The sequence below is a fragment of the Chitinophaga sp. RAB17 genome, from assembly GCF_052114225.1.
Classification (GTDB): Bacteria; Bacteroidota; Bacteroidia; order Chitinophagales; family Chitinophagaceae; genus Chitinophaga.
Window position 1 is genome coordinate 60,723 of sequence record NZ_JBFREI010000013.1, and the last position, 24,078, is coordinate 84,800.

General features: G+C 45.7%; 21 protein-coding genes. 14 read left to right on the forward strand and 7 right to left on the reverse strand.

Features of this window, described 5'->3' with window-relative positions:
* Positions 1-73: 73 nt before the first annotated feature.
* Positions 74-439, reverse strand: a complete 366-nt coding sequence (locus tag AB4Z08_RS30245; protein ID WP_441577526.1) for a winged helix-turn-helix transcriptional regulator — start codon at positions 437-439, stop codon at positions 74-76.
* 159 nt (positions 440-598) lie between these two features.
* Between AB4Z08_RS30245 and AB4Z08_RS30250 the strand changes: the two genes are divergently transcribed.
* Positions 599-925: an antibiotic biosynthesis monooxygenase family protein gene (locus AB4Z08_RS30250; RefSeq protein ID WP_441577527.1), complete on the forward strand. Its 327-nt coding sequence runs from the start codon at positions 599-601 to the stop codon at positions 923-925.
* Positions 926-962: 37 nt separating this feature from the next.
* On the opposite strand, the gene AB4Z08_RS30255 is transcribed toward AB4Z08_RS30250, so the two are convergent.
* The 3 genes from AB4Z08_RS30255 to AB4Z08_RS30265 form a co-directional block, all read right to left on the reverse strand.
* The gene (locus tag AB4Z08_RS30255) at positions 963-1,478 is read right to left on the reverse strand and encodes a hypothetical protein (RefSeq protein ID WP_441577528.1); all 516 of its coding nucleotides are present in this window, start codon (positions 1,476-1,478) and stop codon (positions 963-965) included.
* Between the two features lie 10 nt (positions 1,479-1,488).
* On the reverse strand, positions 1,489-1,980 hold the full coding sequence (locus AB4Z08_RS30260; protein WP_441577529.1) for a DUF4240 domain-containing protein: 492 nt from the start codon (positions 1,978-1,980) through the stop codon (positions 1,489-1,491).
* A gap of 75 nt (positions 1,981-2,055) precedes the next feature.
* The gene (locus AB4Z08_RS30265) at positions 2,056-2,301 is read right to left on the reverse strand and encodes a hypothetical protein (RefSeq protein ID WP_441577530.1); all 246 of its coding nucleotides are present in this window, start codon (positions 2,299-2,301) and stop codon (positions 2,056-2,058) included.
* A gap of 142 nt (positions 2,302-2,443) precedes the next feature.
* On the opposite strand from AB4Z08_RS30265, the gene AB4Z08_RS30270 reads away from it, so the two are divergent.
* The 5 genes from AB4Z08_RS30270 (at position 2,444) to AB4Z08_RS30290 (ending at position 10,635) form a co-directional block, all read left to right on the forward strand.
* The gene (locus AB4Z08_RS30270) at positions 2,444-3,043 is read left to right on the forward strand and encodes an RNA polymerase sigma factor (protein ID WP_441577531.1); all 600 of its coding nucleotides are present in this window, start codon (positions 2,444-2,446) and stop codon (positions 3,041-3,043) included.
* Between the two features lie 90 nt (positions 3,044-3,133).
* Positions 3,134-4,309, forward strand: a complete 1,176-nt coding sequence (locus tag AB4Z08_RS30275; protein WP_441577532.1) for a FecR family protein — start codon at positions 3,134-3,136, stop codon at positions 4,307-4,309.
* A gap of 253 nt (positions 4,310-4,562) precedes the next feature.
* On the forward strand, positions 4,563-7,838 hold the full coding sequence (locus AB4Z08_RS30280) for a SusC/RagA family TonB-linked outer membrane protein (protein ID WP_441577533.1): 3,276 nt from the start codon (positions 4,563-4,565) through the stop codon (positions 7,836-7,838).
* Positions 7,839-7,865: 27 nt separating this feature from the next.
* Positions 7,866-9,506 carry a SusD/RagB family nutrient-binding outer membrane lipoprotein gene (locus AB4Z08_RS30285; RefSeq protein ID WP_441577534.1) on the forward strand — a complete coding sequence of 547 codons (1,641 nt, stop codon included), beginning with the start codon at positions 7,866-7,868 and terminating at the stop codon, positions 9,504-9,506.
* Between the two features lie 166 nt (positions 9,507-9,672).
* The gene (locus tag AB4Z08_RS30290; protein WP_441577535.1) at positions 9,673-10,635 is read left to right on the forward strand and encodes an endo-beta-N-acetylglucosaminidase H; all 963 of its coding nucleotides are present in this window, start codon (positions 9,673-9,675) and stop codon (positions 10,633-10,635) included.
* A 279-nt stretch (positions 10,636-10,914) separates the two neighbouring features.
* On the opposite strand, the gene zwf is transcribed toward AB4Z08_RS30290, so the two are convergent.
* Both zwf and AB4Z08_RS30300 read right to left on the reverse strand, forming a co-directional pair.
* Positions 10,915-12,420, reverse strand: a complete 1,506-nt coding sequence (gene zwf / locus AB4Z08_RS30295; protein WP_441577536.1) for a glucose-6-phosphate dehydrogenase — start codon at positions 12,418-12,420, stop codon at positions 10,915-10,917.
* A gap of 155 nt (positions 12,421-12,575) precedes the next feature.
* A complete protein-coding gene (locus tag AB4Z08_RS30300) occupies positions 12,576-14,351 on the reverse strand; it encodes a glycoside hydrolase family 9 protein (RefSeq protein ID WP_441577537.1) in 1,776 nt (591 codons plus the stop codon).
* A 159-nt stretch (positions 14,352-14,510) separates the two neighbouring features.
* Between AB4Z08_RS30300 and AB4Z08_RS30305 the strand changes: the two genes are divergently transcribed.
* The 5 genes from AB4Z08_RS30305 to AB4Z08_RS30325 all read left to right on the forward strand — a co-directional run bounded on the left by AB4Z08_RS30305 (position 14,511) and on the right by AB4Z08_RS30325 (position 19,778).
* On the forward strand, positions 14,511-15,113 hold the full coding sequence (locus tag AB4Z08_RS30305; protein ID WP_441577538.1) for a Crp/Fnr family transcriptional regulator: 603 nt from the start codon (positions 14,511-14,513) through the stop codon (positions 15,111-15,113).
* Positions 15,114-15,197: 84 nt separating this feature from the next.
* Positions 15,198-15,977: a sterol desaturase family protein gene (locus AB4Z08_RS30310; protein ID WP_441577539.1), complete on the forward strand. Its 780-nt coding sequence runs from the start codon at positions 15,198-15,200 to the stop codon at positions 15,975-15,977.
* Between the two features lie 234 nt (positions 15,978-16,211).
* Positions 16,212-18,212, forward strand: a complete 2,001-nt coding sequence (locus AB4Z08_RS30315; protein WP_441577540.1) for a TonB-dependent receptor plug domain-containing protein — start codon at positions 16,212-16,214, stop codon at positions 18,210-18,212.
* A gap of 4 nt (positions 18,213-18,216) precedes the next feature.
* Complete coding sequence (locus AB4Z08_RS30320) at positions 18,217-19,290, forward strand: cytochrome-c peroxidase (protein WP_441577541.1); 1,074 nt, start codon at positions 18,217-18,219, stop codon at positions 19,288-19,290.
* Between the two features lie 5 nt (positions 19,291-19,295).
* A complete protein-coding gene (locus tag AB4Z08_RS30325) occupies positions 19,296-19,778 on the forward strand; it encodes a molybdopterin-dependent oxidoreductase (RefSeq protein ID WP_441577542.1) in 483 nt (160 codons plus the stop codon).
* A gap of 19 nt (positions 19,779-19,797) precedes the next feature.
* Here AB4Z08_RS30325 and AB4Z08_RS30330 read toward each other — a convergent pair whose 3' ends face one another.
* Positions 19,798-20,133: a winged helix-turn-helix domain-containing protein gene (locus tag AB4Z08_RS30330; protein WP_441577543.1), complete on the reverse strand. Its 336-nt coding sequence runs from the start codon at positions 20,131-20,133 to the stop codon at positions 19,798-19,800.
* Positions 20,134-20,258: 125 nt separating this feature from the next.
* Between AB4Z08_RS30330 and eat the strand changes: the two genes are divergently transcribed.
* Genes eat through AB4Z08_RS30345 form a run of 3 tightly spaced genes read left to right on the forward strand, consistent with a single transcriptional unit; the run spans position 20,259 to position 24,077 of the window.
* Positions 20,259-21,575, forward strand: coding sequence for an ethanolamine permease (eat, locus tag AB4Z08_RS30335; RefSeq protein WP_441577544.1), 1,317 nt, complete (start codon positions 20,259-20,261; stop codon positions 21,573-21,575).
* Entirely contained in the window at positions 21,572-22,930 is a 1,359-nt protein-coding gene (locus AB4Z08_RS30340) for a glutamine synthetase family protein (RefSeq protein WP_441577545.1), read from the forward strand. Before eat ends, AB4Z08_RS30340 begins: the two co-directional genes overlap by 4 nt.
* A gap of 10 nt (positions 22,931-22,940) precedes the next feature.
* Positions 22,941-24,077: an iron-containing alcohol dehydrogenase gene (locus tag AB4Z08_RS30345; RefSeq protein WP_441577546.1), complete on the forward strand. Its 1,137-nt coding sequence runs from the start codon at positions 22,941-22,943 to the stop codon at positions 24,075-24,077.
* Position 24,078: the final 1 nt, after the last annotated feature.

Below are 24,078 nucleotides of genomic sequence, written 5' to 3' on the forward strand. Positions count from 1 at the left end.
TTTTACCTCAATAAGAGGAAGATTATATGTCACACAATGACCTGCAATTATCAACACGTTACACTATCCCTGTCTACTTATATAAATGCTGATCCTGCAGATAGTCGATGCCATTTGTTTTTAAATAGGCGATGCCCCATTCACTTGTAAACTCATACAATGGCGCCAGGCTTTTTCCGGCAGCGGCTAAAGCGTATTCTACTCTATAGGGCTTTTTTGACAGCACTTTTTTTTCGATGAGCAGGTCTCGTTCCAGTTCTTTCAATTGCTGGCTAAGCATTTTTTCTGAAACGCCCGGGAGGTTATCCCTGATTTCCGCATAACTTTTTTTGTCGAAGTGATGAAGTTGGGAAAGGATGAGCAGTTTCCATTTGCCTCCAATAAAGCCCAGGGTAACATCCACCGGGCAGGTATATACTTTATTGTTAAGTGTGATCATAAACAGGTCGTGAAATGACACTACAAGTTAACAAGTTTTAGTATTCCCACCCTACTTTTTGGTAAGGTATTTCCGGGCTAAAAGCAGGGCCCTACATTTGTATTCACGGGAAAGATGTATTATTCCCATCTCACAAAAAAATGCAAAAACTTAACAACGATGAGTGCGAACAAAAATTACACAGTAGAAATTATCAGGTACAACATCCGGGAAAACGATCAACAAAATTTTGAAACGGCGTACGTGGCTGCCGGTAAGCTGTTGCAGGCTTCGCCTTATTGTCTTGCTTACGAGGTAATACATGGAATAGAAGAACCTCACCATTACATCGTTACTATTCATTGGACATCCAAAGAAGATCATTTGAATGGGTTTCGTAAGGAAGCGGAGTTCCCTCCTTTCTTTGAGCTGGTAAAACCTTTTTACAATAGTATTGAAGAAATGAAACATTATGAAGTAACCAGTAATCAATGGCAGCGGTCATAAATATTACAGGGCATGATGCAGGGGAATCCTATTGCCCTTATGCGTCTTCCAGTGCGCGTTTCATGATATTCAGATAACCTATATGCTGTTCTGCATAGGACAAGCTTTCCGATAACAAAGCCCAGGCAATTTGTCGTTCCAAAGCAATGCTGATAATGGGTTTTGTTTCCGCATCCATCACACCTTCATCTACCAGTTGACCAAATCCGGTGGCAATGACAGCTGCGTCCAGTGCAAAAATAGAATGCCGGTAATCATATGCAGGATCTTCTATTAAATGCTTCATCAAATCCCTGTCGAGCAGGTCTTCATTGTATGCGTTGATGTCCATTTTCCCCACTGTTTCCATCACCCATTTCAAACAGTCTATTAGCGGGGCATCCGGGTTGGTTTTACGCCAAAGCCGGAATTTCACTAACGCCTGTTCCCCTTCGTCGGAGCCAAAAGGAGCCAATCCATCTAAGTCATCCCAGAAAAAATCTTCCGGAATCAATTCGATAGCCCGTGGATGTGCATGATCTTTATCAATACCATATATTTCCTCTTCGTCCATATATTTTATTTTATTCATTTTCCCACCCCCGCGCGTTTGAACAGGTTTCGGTACAATGCACAGTAAATCTTTCAAATTCTTCGCCAAATAATTCCTTATATACCATATACCCAATAAAACCTACAATCTCTGCTTCTGCATCACAGGTGGCTTTGGATGGATTTTCCTCAATCATTTCATAATATGTCCTGCCCATCCCAACAATAAAACATCTGCAATAAAGAAACCCATCATCGGAGCCATCAGTATATCTATGAATATCTTCCCGGTCTATCCGGAATAACATTTCCTCCATGATATGATTAAAAGCGGTCAGTTCTTCCTTATTCAGTCCCAGCAACAAATCCCTGATATTATTGGTAACAGGACCATACACCTCACCAGTCAGATCCTCTATCAATGCAGCATCGTTGGTTTTCAACGCAGTATTCCGCATTTCAAGTAAAGCAGGCGAGGCTGCCCAGGCATCTTCGATAATATGCCAGAATTTGAATTCATTCATAAGGTAGCAGTTAGTATTATGAGTGTAAGATATGCATACAAAACGCAGTGTAAATGCGTAGTGGTTAAACGCGTACTATTGGGAAACATTTACAAACCAGGCCGATACTGCGGCTACAATGGCACCCACATCTGCTTTGTAAAATCCGGCTGCATTCATACATCCGCATTCTACAGTCAACGAAGACGAAAAAGGAATGATATCAATTCCCTGGAAACTTACCCCCGCCGCTTCACAGGATAGTTGCAAACTTTCCAGATCTGTTTTACTGGTCAGGTTTCTCTGAACAACCCATTGTATTCCCGGATAGAGGCTTGACATGTGCTGAAATTACATAATTATTTTCTTAATTTAAAAACCGCTGCCTGCCCCATCTGCCTATATAAATTATTTTATTATTAATTTCGGGTCCCCTAAATTTACTTTGTTTATAGATTTTGTAAGGGCACATAAACCACCAACTTTGTCAAATTTCTCCTTACCAGATGAACATGAGCTACTGGAACAGGTTGCCACCGGCGACGGGGACGCCTATACCATTTTGTTCCGGCATTACAGTCAGCAGGTATTTGATGTAGCCATGCTTTACCTGAAGGATAATAGTCTGGCCAGGGAAATTGTGCAGGAGGTATTTATGAAGATCTGGTTGAAAAGAGCAGACATGCACCAGGTAAAGAATTTCAAAGACTATCTCTTTATCCTTACCCGCAACCATATTTATGATGGCTTTAAAAAACAGCTGGTACGACTAAAGGTCTATGATCTGCTTGGAAAAAACCAGCCTGCCACGCAAAACGATACGGACCACCTCTTACTGCAACGGGAGTACGATGCCATCCTCGACAAAGCTGTATCCGGGCTCCCTCCGGAACGTAAAAAAGTATATTTAGCCAGAAAACAGGGCTGGAGCAATGAAGAGATCTCCCTGCAACTGAATATTTCAGTACACACCGTTAAAAAGCAAATGAGCCTGGCGATGCACGCTGTACGCACTTTTGTTAAAGCCCGGATTCAGAATGATATTTTCCCGCTGCTGTTGATCCTCCTCACCTTACGCAAGTAATTTACCTGTTGAAAAAATATTTTTCCCTGGGATACTCCTTTTTTATTTGTCGCTCGTCTTTACCCACATCACCCTTCCTAAACTTTGTATATGTCCACGATGGAAGTGCAGTTACTGCTTGAAAAATATAAGCATGGCCGGATCAGCCAGGAGGAGCTGCAGCGTTTAAAAACGCTGGTAGCGACCAACGATTATGAGCCGGAAATCAAAGCAGATATCCTGTCTGCCTTATATGGACAGGTACCTGACAGTGGCTGGCAAAAGGAAGATGAAGCCGTTATTCTCCAACATATTTTACAATCCGCACCAGTAAAAACAACCGGCAGGATCCGGATCCTGCAATATGCTGCCGCAGCGGCCCTGCTGGGTGCCGTGTTCTTTGCAGGCAACCATTACTTAAAACGGTCCGTGCCGGTGGCTCCGATCGCCGCCACTACCATCGCTCCGCTTGCACCAGGCAGCAATAAAGCCATGCTGGTACTCGCAGATGGCAAAACAATTCCGCTTGACAGCGCCAACATTGGTGCGCTGGCAAAGCAGGGCAACACCAGCATTATGAATACCCAGCAGGGCCTTGCCTATAAAGCAGAAGGCATCCCTGCAGAGGTGGTATACAATACAGTAGTCACTCCCCGCGGAGGGCAATACCAGCTGACCCTCTCTGATGGTAGTAAAGTATGGCTGAATGCCGCCAGCAGTATCCGTTTCCCTACAGCTTTTACCGGAAAAGAAAGACTGGTAGAGATAACGGGAGAAGGTTATTTCCAGATTGCCGCCAATGCGCAACAACCTTTCCGGGTGAAAGTGAAAGGCACTCCGGACATGGAAGTGAATGTATTAGGCACCAGCTTCAATATCATGGCCTATCCGGATGAACAAACCATTACCACTACCCTGGAAGATGGCGCCGTACAACTGGTACATGGCAGCAGCAAAAGTTTGCTGAAACCCGGATTCGGGGGCACCCTGTCTGCCGGCGATAAAGATTTTGTCATTGAAAAAGCGGACCTGGAACAAACACTGGCCTGGAAAGAAGGCAAATTCCGTTTCCGTAATACCAGCATACAAACCATCATGCGCCAGATGGCCAGATGGTACAATATAGAAGTTACCTACCAGGGTGACCTCTCAGATGTACGTTTAACAGGGATTATTTCCCGGAGAGAGAATGCCTCCTCCTTATTCAAAATTTTATCAACAACGAAACGCGTTCACTTTGATATTAACGACAACCGGATCCTGGTAAGACCATACGATCCACAGTAACAGCTAGCTATTTGTCCACTTATGAATTCATCATTTTAAAATTATTGTAAGTTATGAAGACGTGAATAATTCCACTACCGGTTGTAAAAAAACCGGAAGCACTGCAATGCTCCCGGCGATAGATGGCAACCCAACTCCCTGAATCATTTAGAAAATTGAATTATTAAGCCAACAACACAAAAGTATGGAACTACTTGGTACCTTCAAAGTCCCCTGTAAAGGAGGGCGTATGCAAAGAAAATTACTGTTAATTATGCGATTAACTGCAATACTGACACTGGTATTCACCCTTCAGCTGAGCGCTAAAACCTACTCTCAGTCTGTTACCATCAAAGGAAAGCACCTCCCGCTTTACGATGTGTTTAACAGCATTAGCCGCCAGACGGGTTATGAATTTATCTATGATGAAAAGTTACTGGAGAAGGCAGCTCCCGTAAATCTGAATATGAGCCAGGCCTCCCTTACAGAAGTCCTGAATGCCTGTCTGAATAGTAAATTGTTTAACTACAACATTGTAGATAAAACGATTGTCATCAGCCCCAGGGCAAAAGCCGTGGAGCCTATTGCTGTACAACCTATACAAGGTAAGGTAACAGATGCCAAAGGAGCGCCGCTCATCGGCGTGTCTATCCAGGTAAAAGGTACCACCAAAGGCACCATGACCAATGTGGAAGGTGGTTTCACCCTGGCTGTTAATCCGGGCGATGTTTTGATTATCAGCTTCATTGGGTATGAAAGCAAACAAATAACAGTAGGTAATGACACCAATATCCAGGTAACACTGGCTATCCAGGATAGTCAGCTGGGTGCTGTAGTAGTAACGGCCCTGGGTATTAAAAGATCTGATAAATCCATTACTTATTCCACCCAGCAACTGGATGGACTGGAACTGACCAAAGCGAAAGATCCTAACCTCGTGAATACCCTGAATGGTAAAGTAGCAGGTTTAACTATCTCTTCCAGCGGTTCCGGTGTAGGTGGTTCTGCCAAAGTAATCCTGCGTGGTAATAAATCAGGCCTTGGAAGCAACCAGGCGTTGTATGTGATCGATGGGGTGCCCATGAACAATACCCTCACCAATCAGCCTACCAGCGTTTATGGTGGTAACCTCGCCTACGATGGTGGTGATCCGATCTCTAATCTGAACCCGGAAGACATTGAAAATATTTCCGTATTGAAAGGTGCTTCCGCCGCAGCACTGTATGGTAGCCAGGGCGCCAATGGTGTGATCATTGTTACTACTAAAAGTGGTAAAGCGGGTCGTACCCTGATTAATTTCTCTTCCGGCTTCAATATTACACAGGCAGCGTACAAACCGGAATTTCAGGACCATTACGGCTCCACCAGCCAGGGAGCTGCACAAAGCTGGGGCAACAAGATTACCAGTGCTCCCAATAACCTCTCTCCCTTTTTCCAAAATGGCACCAACTTTACCAACGCCATCAGCCTGTCTTCCGGTTCCGAGAAAATGCAAACCTATTTCTCTTACGCCAACACGTCTGCCAAAGGCATTGAAGCGGGCAATAAACTGGGACGTCATAACCTGGATTTCAAAGAAACAGGGCATTTCCTGAATGATAAACTGACTGCTTCCGCAGATATAAACTATATGACACAGAAGATTGACAATACACCGCTTTCCGGTTTGTACTACAATCCTCTCACCGGTTTATATCTTTTCCCACGCGGCCAGGATATCAGACCATACAAAGACCAGTTTGAAAAACCAGATCCTTCGAGGAACTTTCTGAATGTACAGAACTGGCCTTTCGACGAAGATGTACAGCAGAATCCGTGGTGGATCCTTAACCGCAATACCAACAGTCTTACCCGCAACAGGATACTGGCGAATGCTAATCTGAAATACGATATCAATTCCTGGTTGAATGTACAGGCAAGAGGAAGTATTGACCGGATCGCCGATGTATACGAGCAGAAGATATATGCCAGCTCACAAAAGGCGGTAGCGCCTGCGAATGGTTTGTATAATTACAACAACAGCACTACTACGCAGCAATATGGTGATCTGATTGCCAACTTCAACATTCCTGTAAACGATTTCAAAATTACAGGTGTTGTAGGGGGTAGTATCCGCGATGTAAAAACCACCGGTGTTTTCCTGAACTCTGGACAGGATGGTTTGTATATACCAAATGTTTTCACTGTTCAGAATATTAAAACACTGAATGGCCGTAATTCCGGCACACAGCTGGAAAATCACGGGCAGTGGCAATCTGTTTTTGCCAGCGCCAACATCTCTTATAAAGAGTGGTTATTCCTGGATCTGACGGCGCGTAATGACTGGGCCTCCAACCTGGCGTTTACACCACAGATGTCTTACTTCTACCCTTCTGCAGGGTTGAATGTATTACTGAGTCAACTGGTAAAACTACCGGAGCAGATTACCTATGCCAAAATACGTGGCTCCTACGCGATAGTGGGTAATTCCCCCTTAGTTTACCAGAGTAACCCTGCACCTAATACATTAGGGACCGGTGGTACTCCCATTGTTAGTATAGCAGAACCCTTCCGTTCACTGAAACCGGAAAAAACAAAATCACTGGAATTAGGTACTGAATGGCGCTTTTTTGACAGCAGGCTGAGTATAGATCTCACCTACTATAAAACAAATACAACCAATCAAACCCTGCAAATTAAATCACCGACTGCTACCTTCTTTGATACCTATTTTATTAATGCAGGTAACATACAAAACCAGGGTGTGGAAGCAGTATTGCGATATGATGTATTACGTCATACCAAACTGCAATGGAACACGGGAATTAATTTCGCTACCAATGATAATAAAATCATAGAATTATCGCCATTGTCAGACCGTTTCACTTTAAGCGGTGCCTCCGGTGCCAACTATGCTTCCCAATTTAAAGTAGGTGGTTCCTTTGGTGATATTTACGGTACTGTGTTAAAGCATGATGATCAGGGTCGTGTGATGATTGATGCAAGCGGCAAGCCTATTAAGCAGGGCGGAGATATGGTGTATCTGGGCAATGCCAATACCAAATGGCAGTTAGGCTGGAATAACAATTTTGTGTTTAACAATTTCACTTTGTCATTCCTGATCGATGGTAAATTTGGTGGTAAAGTGATGTCAGTTACCCAGGCGATGATGGACTACTATGGCGTTTCAAAAGTCAGTGGTGACGCACGTGATAACGGCGGCGTTCAGGTGAATGGAGTAGATCCGACCGGCAAAGCAGTGACCACCGTGAAAGCACAGGATTGGTATTCTGTTGTTGGTGGCAGAGAAGGTGTTTCATCAGAATATTTATACAGTGCTACTACCGTAAGATTAAGAGAAGCATCACTGGGCTATACTGTACCGGTAGCCAACTCATTCCTGAAAACGCTGAAGTTTTCGCTGACTGGTCGTAACCTGTTTTATTTCTCCAAGAAAGCGCCATTTGATCCTGAGCAAACCATGTCTACTGCAAATGGACTGGGAGGTGTAGATGTGTTTATGTTACCAGCTACCCGTAGTTATGGTCTTACATTAAATGCTTCTTTCTAAAATCATTCACGCAAAAACTGACAAAAGATGAAATTTCCAAATAAAATGCATGGCTACAAATCCCGTTTATGGGTAGCAGTAGCATTGCTGGTGGCTGGCCTGAGTGCATGTACAAAAAACTTTGAAAGATACAACACCAACAATACCGGTATAACGGAAGACCAGCTGGCGGCGGATTTTAACAACCTCGGTTTATATCTGAAGTCTGCCCAGATGTCTATTTACAATTTCTCCGGTGGTGGAGATCCGAACTCTTACCAGGTGCAGCAAAACCTGAATGCAGACTGTTTTTCCGGTTATTTAATGTCGCCCAATCCTTTTGGTGGCAATACCAATATGAACTACGGGCTGGTAAGTGGCTGGAATGAAGAAGCTTATAAAGTAGGTTATCTGAACATCATGTCGCCTATTGCCCGGCTCCGGAAAACAGGTATTGAAAAAACTTACCCGGCCGTATGGGCGGTAGCGCAAATTGTACAGGTGACAGGTATGAGCCGCGTAACAGATATCTATGGCCCTATTCCGTATAGCCATGCCGGTGAGTCCGGTACTGCTGCCTACGATAGCCAACAGGATATTTACAAACGTTTCTTCCTGGAACTGGATAGTGCCAGCAAAGCGTTGCGCACCCAGATCAGCAGTGGTGCTACGCTGCCATTTAATTTTGGGAGCTTCGACCTGGTATATGGCGGCAACTTTACACAATGGCTGCGTTTTGCCAACTCCCTTCGTTTGCGTCTGGCCATGCATATTTCCAATATTGATAAAACAACGGCAAAAACAGAAGGTGAAAAAGCACTGGACCCTGCGAATGGCGGCGTGCTGGCAGATAATGCAGATAACATGACTGTAAAGGTGACCGGTGATTTCACCAATCCACTGGTATTTGTTGCCCAGAACTGGGCAGACACCCGTGTGAGCGCCACCCTGCAATGCTTCCTTACCGGCTTCAATGATCCGCGTGTAGGTAAGTATATGGATAAATCAACTGATCCAGCTTTCCCACCAAGGTACATCGGTATCCGTATGGGCAGCATTACCGGCGCTAACGACAAAAAGGATTATGTTGGCTATTCTTCTATTAATACCAATGATGGAACTACACCATCTTTTAATTTAAAAACACCTGTACAGTTAATGACTGCCGCAGAAGTATATTTCCTGCGGGCAGAAGCCGCGCTCAACAGCTGGGCCAATGCCGGCGGAACAGCGCAACAATTGTATGAACAAGGAGTGAATATGTCTATGGCACAGTGGAAAGTGGACCCGGCAGGCTATCTTAACAATGATAGCAGCCGTCCTGCTCCTTCTGTGGATCCCAAAAAGCCGGGAGATACTATTGTCAATCCGTCTGTCATCACTATCAAATGGAATAGTGGCGTAAACGAGAACATACAACGTGAACGCATCGCCACACAGAAATGGCTGGCGATGTTCCCGGAAGGACAGGAAGCCTGGACTGAATTCCGTCGGACCGGTTATCCTAAGTTATTCAAGGTGGTTCATAACAATAGTGGTGGTACCATTTCTTCGGATGTACAAATCAGAAGGCTGCCTTATCCGCAAAATGAATACAACACGAACCCTGCTACAGTAGCGAAAGGCGTTCAACTGCTGGGCGGACAAGATAATGGCGGTACCCGTCTCTGGTGGGATAACGGCAAATAAAATAATACCCAATTCCCCGGTGGCTGGCTATTTCGTCAGCCACCGGTTATATATCATTCAACGTTAGCCTGAGTATAGTCTCCAACATATCTGTCGTTAGATCCGTTAGCCTGGAAACCCATAACCAAAACTGAACCCGGATTATTTAAACATCTAAAATGTTGTTATGAAAACAAAATTCCACTCCTGGCGGCTGATAGTCGCAGGTACCGCTACTGCTGTAACCCTACTCTTCGCAGTTGCCTGTAAGAAAGAAAGTCAAAAAAGTGTCGCCCCTCCTGATGCAAAAAATGACGGCAGAAAAGTCAGCACAGAATCTGTCACCAAAACCGGTGGCAAGTCTGTTTGCTATGTAGAAGTCAACAGTAACAGTTTACTGAACACCGGCAAATACACCCTAACCACCGGTGGGCAACAACTGTTTGATATTGCGATCATCTTTGCAGCCAACATTAATTACAATACCACCACCCATAAAGCGGTATTGTACAACAACCCTAATGTGTCCAATGTGCTGACTAACAAGGCCACACAAATTGTGCCCCTGCAAAACAAAGGCATGAAGGTATTGCTGTCTATTCTTGGCAATCACCAGGGCGCCGGTTTCTGTAATTTTACGAGCAGAACTTCTGCCCATGCTTTTGCACAACAACTCAGCGACACGGTGACGTATTATGGTCTGGATGGAATTGATTTTGATGATGAGTATGCCGATTATGGTAACAATGGCACCACACAGCCCAACGACAGTTCTTTCGTGATGCTGGTAGATGAACTGCGGAAAATAATGCCTTCCAAAATCATCTCTTTCTACTACTATGGCCCGGCTGCTTCCCGCTTATCATGGGGAGGTAAAAAAGTAGGTGACTTTGTTAACTACAGCTGGAATGCTATTTACGGCTCTTATTCTGTGCCCAACGTAGCAGGGCTGGCGAAGAGTCAGTTAGCTCCTGCTGCAGTAGATATACAGAGTACCAGTCAGAGCACTGCCAACTCCCTGGCTACCCAAACAAAGAACAATGGCTATGGCGTGTACTTATGGTATAACCTCACCAGCACCGACAAGCACACTTATTTCTCCGGCGTATCCAATATACTGTATGGCAGCAGTGTAACGTATACTCCGTAAATACGGAAGTTCATAAACGAACAAAGCCGTTTCCGATATGGAAACGGCTTTGTTCGTACTTCATTACTACTTCTCGTATACTTCTCCGGTACTTAGGACTCGTCTATCTATTACATTCCCCCTATATTGCTATTACTGTCCCACTGCACTCTTACTACTGTTACATTACTCTTTTACTACACTCTTACTACACTCTTACTACTCTTTCACCGCACTATGAGCTTTATAATCATTCCAATTCTCTCGTAACACACTGTAAATCAACCTGATTAATGCGTTTTACTTTATGCTTTCTTCCCTTGCAGACAACCGGAACCAATCCTTTGCATAAGGCTTCAGTAAAGCAGTGGCAGCGGTAGGTCCCCAGGTACCTGCTTTATACAAATGCAGTTCTTTTGCCGGGTATTTCTTCCAGGTATCTACAATCGGCATCACTACTTTCCAGGCAGCTTCTACCTGGTCGGCACGCATGAACAAAGTAGGGTTGCCATCCAGCACATCCAGCAACAATGCTTCGTATGCTTCGGGAATTGTTTCGGTGTAAGATTCCTGGTAAGTGAAGTCCATTTCTACCGGTTTCAGTTTCATTTTTAAACCGGGGACTTTACTTTCAAACAACAAACTTATTTCCAGTTCCGGTTGGATACTGATGATAAGCCTGTTCGGTGTAAGGTCATCTTTAAAAATTTTATGGGGAGAATCTTTAAACTGTACGACTATGACGGATGACTGTACCGGCATGGATTTACCCGTACGCAAAAAGAAAGGTACTCCTTTCCACCTGTCGTTGTCAATAAATAAACGTGCGGCTACAAAGGTTTCTGTATTGGAGGCAGATTGTACATGCTCTTCTTTACGATAAGGCAGACGTGGGGCGCCATGTACGTTACCAGCGGTATACTGTCCGCGGATCACATTTTTAAGCACCTGTGCCGGCGTGTATGGACGGATGGCTTTCAGTACTTTTACTTTGGCATCACGGATCAGTTCTGATTTATAAAACTCCGGGGAGTCCATAGCCACGATACACATTAACTGCAGCAAGTGATTCTGTATCATATCACGTAAAGCGCCGGCGCCATCATAATAACCGCCGCGTTTGCCTACGCCTACTTCTTCCGCCACACTGATCTGTACATGATCAATATATTTTTTATTCCATAGTGGTTCAAATACATAGTTGGCAAAGCGGAACGCCATGATATTCTGTACCGCTTCTTTACCCAGGTAATGATCTATGCGATAGATCTGTTTTTCAGCAAACCGTTTCGTTAAAAAACGATTGAGTTTTTTTGCAGTATCCAGGTCGGTACCGAAAGGCTTTTCTACTACGATGCGATCGAGGGCATCGCGGTTGCAGAGGGTATGTTTATATAAGCCATCTGCAATAATTTCGATAAAGCGGGGCGCCACCGCGAAATAAAAGATCCGGGTAGCATGCTTTTTCTGCTTCTTCTCAAAAGCATCCAGCTTTCCTTTCAGGCCGGTGTAGGTTTCTGTTTTCAGGAAATCGCCCTGCAGATAATGAATGTTTTCAGCAAATCCTTCCCATTCTTTTTCATCGGCCTTTCCGTTCCTGCTAAACTCGTTGATACCTGCCAGCAGGTCGAGTTTAAAGGCGGCTTCATCTTCTGCCAGGAAGTCCACACAATAGATGGTAAATACAGGCGGAAGATGCTTGTCTGTATACAAATTATAAAGAGCCGGAATCAGTTTTCTTTTTGTCAGATCCCCTTTAGCGCCGAAGATGGTAATAGCGGCGGGGATTATTTTTCCAGGTTTCATCTAAGCATCGGTTTATAGTGCTGTAATTTAAGCATCAATTCCCGGAATATGGCAATACAATTTTGTCAGCGACGGGTACCACCACCTCAACCGGCACTGACTGGGAAGATAGCACCCCGCGCTGTAACTATTTTTTTTACAATATGAACCGGTCATCAATGTTTACGGACGTATCCGGCGGGTAGCTTTAATGCTTCTATAGCATTGGCCAGGTATACCATGGGGGCATTCCAGTTGATCGCAATTTCGTTGGAAGCATAGGCCTGGTCGTGATCAATATAAGCAGTTTCCGGTGCTGTAAATTCGTACCGGACTTTATCCTGCATACCCGGATTAGGTCCCGCTACGAGTAAACCAGGTACCGGGTCTGTTATTCCATCTGCGATGGAAGGGCGATGGTGCGGATGCATAGGCGACTGTGTACCTGTTCCCGTTAAAAAAGAATAGTGGGTAGCATTGCGGCCCAGTAAATAATCCAGGTTAGTCAATGCACCATCTATATACTTCCTGTCACGGGTAAGCCTATACGCATTCAGCAACAGAACGCCCTCATTGGCGGCCACGGAATTACTGCCCCATATAAAATCGCGGGCGGTTTGTCCCATTACTGTCCGGAAAGCACTGCTGCCAGCCCTTTCTATATATGTATTGGCCAGCTCCAATACGCGTGTACGCATGAGCGTTACTGTGCCACTGGTATTGGCTGGTAAATCTTTACTGCGTAAAAAAGAATAATACCCCAGCATGGATACTTCCGCCCAGTCGGGCAATTTTATTTTATCGCTCATATGCTGCTGCACCACCTCAAAGTATTGAGGATCGCGGGTGGTAAGATATAGTTCTGATGCCGCCCATAACCATTCATCGCTAAAATATCTATCTCCATAAGGACCTGTGGTCACGGCCGGTGCATACATTTTATTCAGCTTATCCTGGTCATATGCCAGCGCGGGAAACTGTTTGGCCCAGGCCCATGCTTTGGCCGCAGCCTTGCTGCAACTATCTGCCAGCTGTGGGGCAAACGGTTTCAATACCCGTGCTGCCTGTGCTGCCACGGCCGCAAAGTCCAGCGTGGCAGTGGTACCTTTTGCCACTACATAGCGTGGTGCTTTGGTAACACCTGGCATCACCATACCATCAAAGGCCGCATTGGTGCATTTGTTATACACCCCACCATCGGCAGGGTCCTGCATAGTCAGCATCCAGCGGAGATTGTACATCACCTCATTCAGGATATCCGGTATGGCATCAGTGCTTTCCGGGATATTCGTCTTCAGCTGTTTAAAGTAATCAGGATAGTCCTCATAGGCAGAGAGCAAGGTCCCCATGGTGATACCGGAATTAACGATGTATTTGTTATAATCGCCTGCATCATACCAGCCTCCCGGAGTGGCGATCACGGTTCCCACAGGGCGTGACGAGCTGGCGGCACCGGCATGCACCAACACCTGCATATCCGGATGCCCGGCCGGCCGATGCCATTTGCCTGCGAAACGCTCTTCCAGTGGCATGTCGGAACGTTGATAATAATATCCTTTCAGACTGGCTATGCCAACGGCATGATGTATCTCGTTGCCAATAATAAAATTCCGGGAATCTCCCAAAGAGGCGGAATTCACCGGTTGTACACCGGATACGTATATGCGATAGCTTCCGGGTCTGGTCCACGCTGAAAAGTCGGCGATCCTTGTTTTGGTGGCAGACCAGGCAGACGTTTTCTCTTCACTTAACATACCCCGGAAAACAGTATCCCGGTCCTTAATAATATAAAAATGCGGGTCTGAAACAGGCACCGTCACCACCGCCACTTTCGGTGCGTAAGGATAAAACCCTGACTGATTTAACTGAATAGTAGTAACAGTTTGTTGTGCATGCCCGGAGAGTGCCGCCAATAATAGCAGGAAAGGGAGTGCCGCCTTATTTTTTAACATGGAATTTTATTTTAAAACAGACTGTTAATATAATCGATTTTTCAGCATTATTCCGGGCAATTACAATCTCCCCGAAATATATCCGTAAAAACATACCAGGCAGCAGTTTCGGGGAATTAAACTTACATTAGCAACTGGTTATTCCGGCGGTGATTTTATATGAGTACATCAAAAACAACCTTACAACAGCTATTATTTGAGTTATCAGGGGTATTGCCTGCTGACACTACCGCATTGTTTGCCATGACCAGGATGGTAAAGCTGGAGGCCAATGAGATATACATCCGCGAAGGAGATACAGAAAGACGCCTGGCATACATTGAACAAGGCATCATGCGGGCATATATCATCAAGGATAACGGTGACGAGGCTACGTTGTTTCTACGCTGGGAACATCAGTTCATTGCCTCTCACGACACCATTATAAACCGGCAGCCCTCCCGCTTCATTTACCGCGCGCTGGAACCCACCACTCTTTTGGAAATGGATTATGATGTACTGGAAGAAGTATTAAAAACACATCCTGAATATGAGCCTTTGCGGAATTTTTTCCTGATGCGCATGTTATCTGAATCCCTGAAGATGATGGAATCCTTTGTAACGTTGTCTCCGGAGGAGCGTTACCGTGCCCTGCTGACAGAACGTTTCGACCTGGTAAACCGGGTGCCTGATAAATATATTGCTTCCATGCTGGGCATTACGCCCGTATCACTCAGCCGCATCAGGAAGCGTATGCATACCAAAGGGAAAGCTGGAAATTAACCTTTGTTAAGACCGGAAGTTATCCTTTGTTAACCACATCTGCCGCGCCCCTGCGCTAATTTTGGGACATAAAACTCATGGCTTATGGACCCGATAGTAACGGCTGCAGGTAAGATTTTCGTCTTTTCCGCGCTCAGGTATTTTGCACTGGCAGGCATCCCCTTCGTATTATTTTACCTGTTGATGCCCACCAAACTTAACCGTTTTAAGATACAGCAGAAACTGGCTTCCAAAAAGGATTTTCTCCGGGAAATATGGTACTCCATGCAAAGCACCCTGGTATTTACCATCATTACGATTGTATTGTTATTTACACCGCTGCGACAGTATACCATGATTTATAGTCAGCTGTCAGATTTCCCGCTGTGGTATATAGGCGTGAGCGTGGTGTTGAGTCTTATTGTACATGATACCTATTTCTACTGGATGCATCGGATCATGCATCATAAAAAACTGTTTAAACTGACGCATGTGGTGCATCATGAAAGTACCAATCCTTCTCCCTGGACGTCTTATAGTTTTCATTTTGCCGAAGCTATTATCGAAGGTGGTGTGCTGGTGGTGATTGCCTGCCTGATGCCATTACATCCCTTATCTATATTGTTGTTTACGATCAGCGGCTTTGTCATTAATGTATATGGACATCTGGGTTATGAAATCATGCCCCGTTGGTTCCGCCATTCCTGGGCATTTGAGGTATTCAATACTTCCGTACACCACAACCTGCATCATAAAAAGTTCAGGGGCAACTATGGTCTTTACTTCCGGGTATGGGACCGGACTATGGGTACGGAGCATCCTGATTATGTAAAAGAATTTGACCGCTTACAGGCCGCCCGCTTTGGTGAGCCGGTGAGCGCATGAGCAATAAATAGCGATGGCAACTATCCGGTAATTCCGGATAGTTGCCGTTTAATAATTCCACATCATTGACTTTTCCCCATTTTCTCCCTATCATTGTACCCAATTCCTATCATACACCCTGACACTTCATTTTTTTCAAGCTTCCCTTTCTGGTCCCCGTGTTCATGTAATAGCAGTAGCGGAAAGCATTTTTTCATCGTTATTCAAAAAAATGAATAACGCCAAAGCAGGTACATGCAAAAAGCATTGATGACCGCCATTATCCTGATAGGCGGTATTACACAAGTCGGCGCACAGTCTAAACAGGACAGCAGCAAAGTATTTTCCCTGGGTGAAGTGGTGGCCTATGGCAGCCGGCATGATTCTGCCTGCACGATCAGCATGGAGCAAATCCGGCAGTTCCACCGCCTGAATGTAGCCACCACATTAAATCTCCTGCCCGGCATCAGTCAGTCCAACGTAGGACCCCGTAATGAATCCATGATTTACGTGAGGGGATTTGATCTCCGTCAAACACCCGTCTTTATTGATGGCGTGCCGGTATACGTACCTTATGACGGTTATGTAGACCTGGCCAGGTTTACCACTTTTAATCTCTCTAAGATAGTAGTGGAAAAAGGAGGCGCCTCCGTATTATATGGTCCCAATACCATGGGGGGCGTTATTAATCTCATCTCCCAAAAACCGGTACATGCACTGGAAATAAATGCTTCTGCCGGATGGCTGACTGGTGGGCACGAAGAAGCCATCAACATTGGCAGCCGCATGAAAAAATTCTACCTGCAGGGCGACCTGTCCCGCTATCAGCGTGATTATTATAACCTCTCCAATGATTTCAAATCTTCCAAAACAGAAGATGGCAATAAAAGAGATAACTCGTATAATAACGACTGGCGGTATGGATTCAAACTAGGCTTTACCCCCAATGAAAAAAATGAACTGGCCATCGGCTACTCTCATCAGGAAGGATCCAAGGGATCGCCGGTATATACGGGAACGGATACACTGAATTCACAGTACAAAAGCCCGCGTTACTGGCAATGGCCCAAATGGAATAAAGAAAGTATTTACTTCCTTTCCAATAGCAGTCTGAGTGCAAAGAGCAACCTCAAAACAAGGTTGTTCTATGATCGCTTTGTGAACCTGCTAAAAAGTTTTGATGATGCAACTTACAGCACACAGAAGAAACCCTATGCTTTCAGCAGCTACTACAACGACTATACGTTTGGTGGCAATATTGAATACGGGCAGGTGTTATCTGCTGCCAACAACTTAAAAGCAGCGGTGCATTTTAAGCAGGATGTGCACCGGGAACACAACGAAGGTGAACCGGAAAGAAAAGTGGCTGATAATAATTTTTCTGCCGGCATCACCGACCAACATACCTTTGATCAACACTGGACTTTGCAGGGCGGTGCAGCTTTTAACTATCGTCAAAGCCTGGAAGCACAAAATTATAACAGTCAGACGAAAACGATTACCGACTTCCCTTCCAATAACAGCCACGCCGTAAATGCACAGGCGAAGTTAATGTATGCCTTTATCACCGGGCGTATGCTCACCTTTTCGGTAGATCGGATGACACGTTTTGCCACCATCAAAGACCGCTATTCGTATAAGTTGGGCACCGCAATACCCAATCCTGATCTGCAACCGGAAAACACGTTAAATTTTGCTTTGCAGTATACCGATACGCGGATTAAAAATGTGAGCCTGGATGGTTCGATATTTTACAACCGCATTCAAAACGTGATTCAGAATGTGAATAATGTGATGTATGATACGACAAAGCGTCAATGGTTATCACAATCGCAGAACAAGGGTAAAGCGGTGTACTATAGTGCAGAAGCAGCTATCACCTGGAATGTATCGGCTGATTTTATTACTGGATTGAATTATACCTATATCAAACGGAAAAACGTTGATAACCCAAACATTCATTTTACAGATGTACCGGAGCACAAAGCGATAGGCTGGCTGCAGTACAATATTTCCCGCTTCGGCTTTTTATTGAACGGGGAGTATGATTCCGACCGCTACAGCAGCAGCTACGGCACCACTGCACCGGGCTTTTTCCTGTTGCATGGCAGTGCATTGATAAAAGTAACCAACTGGTTGAAAGTGCAGGGTGGGGTGAACAATATTTTTGATAAAAATTATATGCTCACAGAAGGTTATCCTGAGCAGGGAAGAAATTATTTTGCCAGGGTGCTTTTCAATTATTCCTATTTTTAGGGAGATGAATATGCGCTGGCTACTTATTTTACTGGGACTTGCTGCCCTTCCTTTCCTGGGCAGCAGGATGGCTTTTGTAACAGCGCCATATACTCCCGTGTACCCGGCTTATTTCGGCAACAGAACAAATATCCCGGCAGATAATCCGCTTACCCGTGAAGGCGTTTATTTAGGACGGCAGTTGTTTTATGAAACACAACTTTCTGCCGGCAATAAAATTTCCTGTGGCAGTTGTCACCAGCAAAAGTTGGCCTTTACAGATGGTAAGGCTTTCAGCACCGGTGTGGATAGTATCCGGACGGACCGCAGTGCCATGTCGCTGGCCAACCTGTTATGGGTACGGAACTTTTTCTGGGATGGCAGGGCGGGCAGTCTGGAGCAACAGGCTGTGACGCCGCTGACGGCTCCCCATGAAATGGGACAATCGCTGGAGCAATCGGTCAAAAAATTACGTCATACGAAGGGATATCCGGCCCTTTTCCGGGCCGCCTTTGGTGTGGACAGCCTCACCGGTGATCAGATCGTAAAAGCCCTGTCGCAATTCGAAAGAACGCTGATATCAGCTAACGCTCCATACGACCGTTACCTGGAAGGGAAATATCAACCGGATGCTGCTGCCATGAGAGGGATGCAACTATTTATGTCTGCTCCCGTGCCGGAAAGAAATATCCGGGGCGCCAACTGCGGGCACTGTCATGGTAGCCCGAAGCTATATATGGAGCTGTTTCATAACAACGGGCTGGATAGCCTCCCACCGGATGCCGGCAGAGAAAAGCTGACTGGCCTGGCTGCAGACAGGGGCCGGTTCCGGGTACCTACCCTTCGCAACATCGCCTTGACCGCGCCTTATATGCACGATGGGCGTTTTCAAACGCTGGAACAGGTACTGGATCATTACAGTGAGCATATTATCAGCAGCCCTTCCCTGAGTCCGGTGCTGCGTAATACCTCCAACGCTATTGGCGGCAATTCCCTTCAGCTTAGTAATAGTGAAAAGAAAGATATCATTGCCTTTTTACACCTGCTGACAGATTCTGCATTTATCAGCAATCCACAATTTTCAAATCCTTTTAATTAATCAGCATGACCTGTAAACACGTCGCTTTTTTTGTAACCGCTATGCTTCTTTCTGCTATGGTACGGGCACAGTCTATTTCCGTAGAAGGGGAAGTAACACATCCTTTAAAGCTGAGTGCAGCAGATATCAGCGCGATGAAAAAAGTAGAAGTGGTGGCAGCAGACCGGGATGGGAAAGCGCATCATTACTCCGGTGTGCCGGTATATGAAATCCTGCAACAGGCGGGTGTTACATTAGGGCCACAATTACGCGGTGAAAATATGTCCAAGTACCTGCTGGTAAAATCCGGCGATGGATATGAAGTATTGTTTTCCCTGCCGGAACTGGACAGCACATTTGCTAACCGGGTGATTATATTGGCAGATAAAATGGATGGCAACCCGCTCCCTGCAGGGAAAGGGCCTTTTCGTATAGTGGTGCCCGGTGAAAAGAAACCTGCCCGCTGGATCTGGGAGGTAACGACCATGACTGTACGATTTGCAAAATAAAGCGATGGCTATGCGGAAATTATTTATTCATCCTGGCCACTGCGGTGGCCAGGAACTCCTGGAAAGCCTGGTTCAGTTCATGAAATAACCGGATGGCCTGCTCTCCTTCCTTTGTCAGCAAAGCGCCTCCCCCATTTTTTCCTCCTCTTTCAAATATCACCAGCGGTTGGCTGGTCCGCTTATTCATCTGATCTACAAAATCCCAGGCTTGCCGGTAGGAAATCTTCATGGCTGTTGCCGCCTTTCTCAATGAACCCAGTTCGCTGATTTTTTCCAGCAACTCAATTCTGCCATAGCCCAGAAAAGGGCCCTGTTCCGTTTCAATCCATATGCGCCCGTTTGCAATCAGTTTCATGTTGTAATGTGTGGGTATGCGCCTAAAGATAGACGACCCTATCTTAAAATTCTCCATCAAAATACTTACTGAAATAATATTTTATTTTATGTTATATTACGGTACACACAATCGAGATCTTTCTAATGACACAAAACAAGGGCTTAAAGAAAACACTGACTCCCTTTATGCTGTGGGGGCTTGGAGTAGGGTATGTTATTTCAGGTATGTACTTTGGTTGGAATCTTGGACTTGAAAAAGGTGGCACCGGAGGTATGGCCATTGCCACCCTTGTGATCATGGTGATGTATGTAACCTTTACATTCAGTTATGCAGAACTGGCCTGCGCGATCCCAAAAGCAGGCGGCGTATTTGATTATGCCAACAGGGCCATGGGCAAAAATGTCGGCTTTATTGCGGGCATCGCCCAGGTAGTTGAATTTATATTGGCGCCTCCCGCCATTGCCTTTGCCATCGGCGCCTACTTCAATGCTTTTTTTCCACAGGTCCCCGTATTAGTCAGTGCTATTGCCATCTATTTTGTGTTTACCGCATTAAATGTATATGGTGTAAAAGCAGCTGCTTCGTTTGAAGTGATTGTCACCATTTTTGCCGTAGGAGAGTTACTGCTTTTTTCGGGACTGTCGCTACCAAAATTCCAGGTAACGAATCTTACCAGCAACGCCTTCCCGAACGGGTGGGGCGGCGCCTTTGCTGCTATCCCTTTTGCCATCTGGTTTTTCCTGGGCATCGAAGGCATTGCCAACGTAGCCGAAGAAACAAAAAATCCGCAGCGGGATATCAGCAAAGGTTTTGGATGGGCCATCCTCACCCTTGCCATATTATGTATACTCATATTTGTGGCGGCCACCGGTATTGCCGGCTGGGAAGCCATCGTATATAAAAACGGTATCAGCGGAGAAACCTCCGACTCGCCCCTGCCATTGGCGCTCGCCAAAATAACCGGCGCCAACCACCTCATGTATCACCTGCTGATTACGGTAGGCTTATTCGGGCTGGTGGCCTCCTTTCACGGACTTATCCTGGCAGCGGGACGATCTACCTATGAAATGGGCAGGGTGCATAATTTGCCATCTTTGCTGGGCAAAATATCGCCCCGTTTTCATACCCCCGCCAATGCGTTGATTGGTAACATGGTAATTGGTATTTTAGCGTTACTTTCCGGTAAAACGGCCGAGATCATTATCGTGTCGGTTTTTGGCGCACTCACGCTTTATATCATTTCTATGGTGTCAATTATCATATTGAGAAAACGGGAGCCAGCATTACCAAGGCCATTCAAAGTGGCTTTCTACCCGGCATTCCCGGTGATATCGCTGGTCATTGCCACCGTATCCATCATTGCCATGTTCCTCTACAATCCATTGCTGGGGGGCATCTATTTTTCCATATTGGCCATCGCCTTTTTGTTGTACAAAATATTTAAACCCGCCAATACATGACTACATCAGAAATATTAGCGTACGTAAAACAACACCCCTCCGGTAAAGTAAAAGTAGCGGTGACAGATATCGATGGCGTACTGAGAGGTAAATACATAGCGGCAGAGAAGTTTGCCTCTGTTGTAGAAAGCAGGCTCGGATTCTGCGATGTGACCTTTGGCTGGGACATGAGCGACGTGGTATATGATAATGTGAAGTTCACCGGCTGGCATACCGGCTACCCAGATGCACAAGTAAAAATAGATCTCAGCACCTTCCGTAAAATTCCCTGGGAAAATGATGTTCCTTTTTTCCTGGGAGATTTTGTACAGGAAGATAATACCGCTACCTATACCTGTCCGAGACAGCTGTTGCGCAAGGTAATGGCAGACGCCACAGCAAGTGGTTTTGTACCTTATTTTTCGCAGGAATTTGAATGGTTCAATTTTACAGAAACACCAGATACCGCGCATCAGAAGCAATTCCGGGACCTTACCCCTTTAACACCAGGTATGTTTGGTTACTCCATTTTACGGAGTGCGTTGAAGAATGAGTACATGAGCAGCTTATTTGAACAACTGGTAAAATTTGACATACCGATAGAAGGTTTGCATACCGAAACCGGACCAGGCGTATATGAAGCAGCCATTAAATACGCCACCATATTACAGGCCGCCGATCAGGCCGTGCTGTTTAAAACGGCCGTAAAAGAAATTGCCTATAAGCATGGAGTAATGGCTACTTTCATGGCCAAGATCAATGAAAACCTGCCCGGCTGCAGCGGGCATGTACACCAGAGCTTATGGGATAAGGATAGTAAACACAATTTATTTTATGAGGAGAAAGATGCCCTCAAAATGAGTGCACTGATGAAAAGCTATATAGCCGGACAGCTGCACTGTTTGCCGCAGATACTCCCCATGATCGCACCTACTATCAACAGCTATAAACGCCTCGTAGAAGGCGCCTGGGCACCTACTACACTCACCTGGGGTATCGACAACAGAACAGTGGCCCTAAGGGCATTACCCGGCAATATAAAAGCCACCCGCCTGGAAACAAGAGTAGTAGGATCGGATACCAATCCGTACCTGGCCTTGGCGGCTTGTCTCGCTGCAGGCCTGTATGGCATCAGAAACAACCTTACCCTGGAAAAAGAAGCCACTATCGGCAATGGGTACAAAGACACCTCAAATGGTGTATTACCTCAGAACCTTCATATTGCCACGCAGCAAATGAAGCAGTCGGCGCTGGCGAAAGAATTGTTCGGAGCCTCCTTCGTAGAACATTTTACGGCAACGCGGGAGTGGGAATGGAAACAATACGCTAAAGCAGTCACCGACTGGGAATTGAAAAGATATTTCGAAATCATCTAAGCATCAGCATATGGCATTTCAATACAATTTTCCAACGACCATCCGTTTTGGCGCAGGCGCGATCAAAGAACTGCCGGCCTATTTACAAAAGAACGGACTCAAACGACCCATGATAGTCACAGATCCTACCGTAGCAAGTCTCTCCTTTTTCAAAGGCATTGTGGCAGACCTGCACGCACATCAGTTTTCGGTAGAAGTATTCAGTGACATTCATAAAAACCCGGTCAAGAGCGATGTATACAAAGGCACGGAACTATGGGATGAAACTAACCGCGACAGCATCATCGGTATAGGAGGCGGCGCCGCCATAGATGTAGCCAGGGCCATTGTGTTACGGGTAAATCACCGCGAAGATCTCTTTAAATACGATGACCTCATTGGTGGTGACATCTTTGTCACCAATGATGTTCCGCATTTCATCACAGTTCCCACTACCGCCGGCACCGGCAGCGAAGTAGGCAGAAGCGCCATCATTGCGGATGATGAAACCCACCAGAAAAAAATACTCTTCTCGCCCAAACTCATGGCAAAAATAGTGTTTGCCGATCCCGAGCTGACGATGGAATTACCACCCTTTATCACGGCAGCCACCGGCATGGATGCACTCACACATAATATGGAAGCATTCCTCGCAAAAAATCCCCATCCGTTATGTGATGGCATTGCGCTGGAAGGTATCTATCTTATCAACAAATCACTGATAAAGGCCACCAATCGTCCGGACATCGAAAGCAGGAGCAATATGCTGATGGCCTCTATGATGGGCGCCATCGCCTTTCAGAAAGGACTGGGTGTGGTACATTCGCTGGCACATCCCCTGTCCTCCCTCCTGGATACCCATCATGGACTGGCCAATGCTGTTAATATTCCATACGGGATGCAGTTTAATATTGCCGGATTTGAAGACAAATTCCGCCGCATCGCCAGAACACTGGAGCTGAAAGAAGAAACCGGCGAAGCTGTGGTGCAGTACCTGTTTGAACTGAATTCAGAAGTCAACATCCCTCACCATCTCCGGGAAATTGGTGTGAAGGAAGCACATATCGAAACACTGGCAGACCTGGCCCTGGCCGACTTTGCCCATCCTAATAATCCTAAACCGGTGTCCAGGGAAGACTTCAAACAGTTGTACCTAAATGCGCTATAGA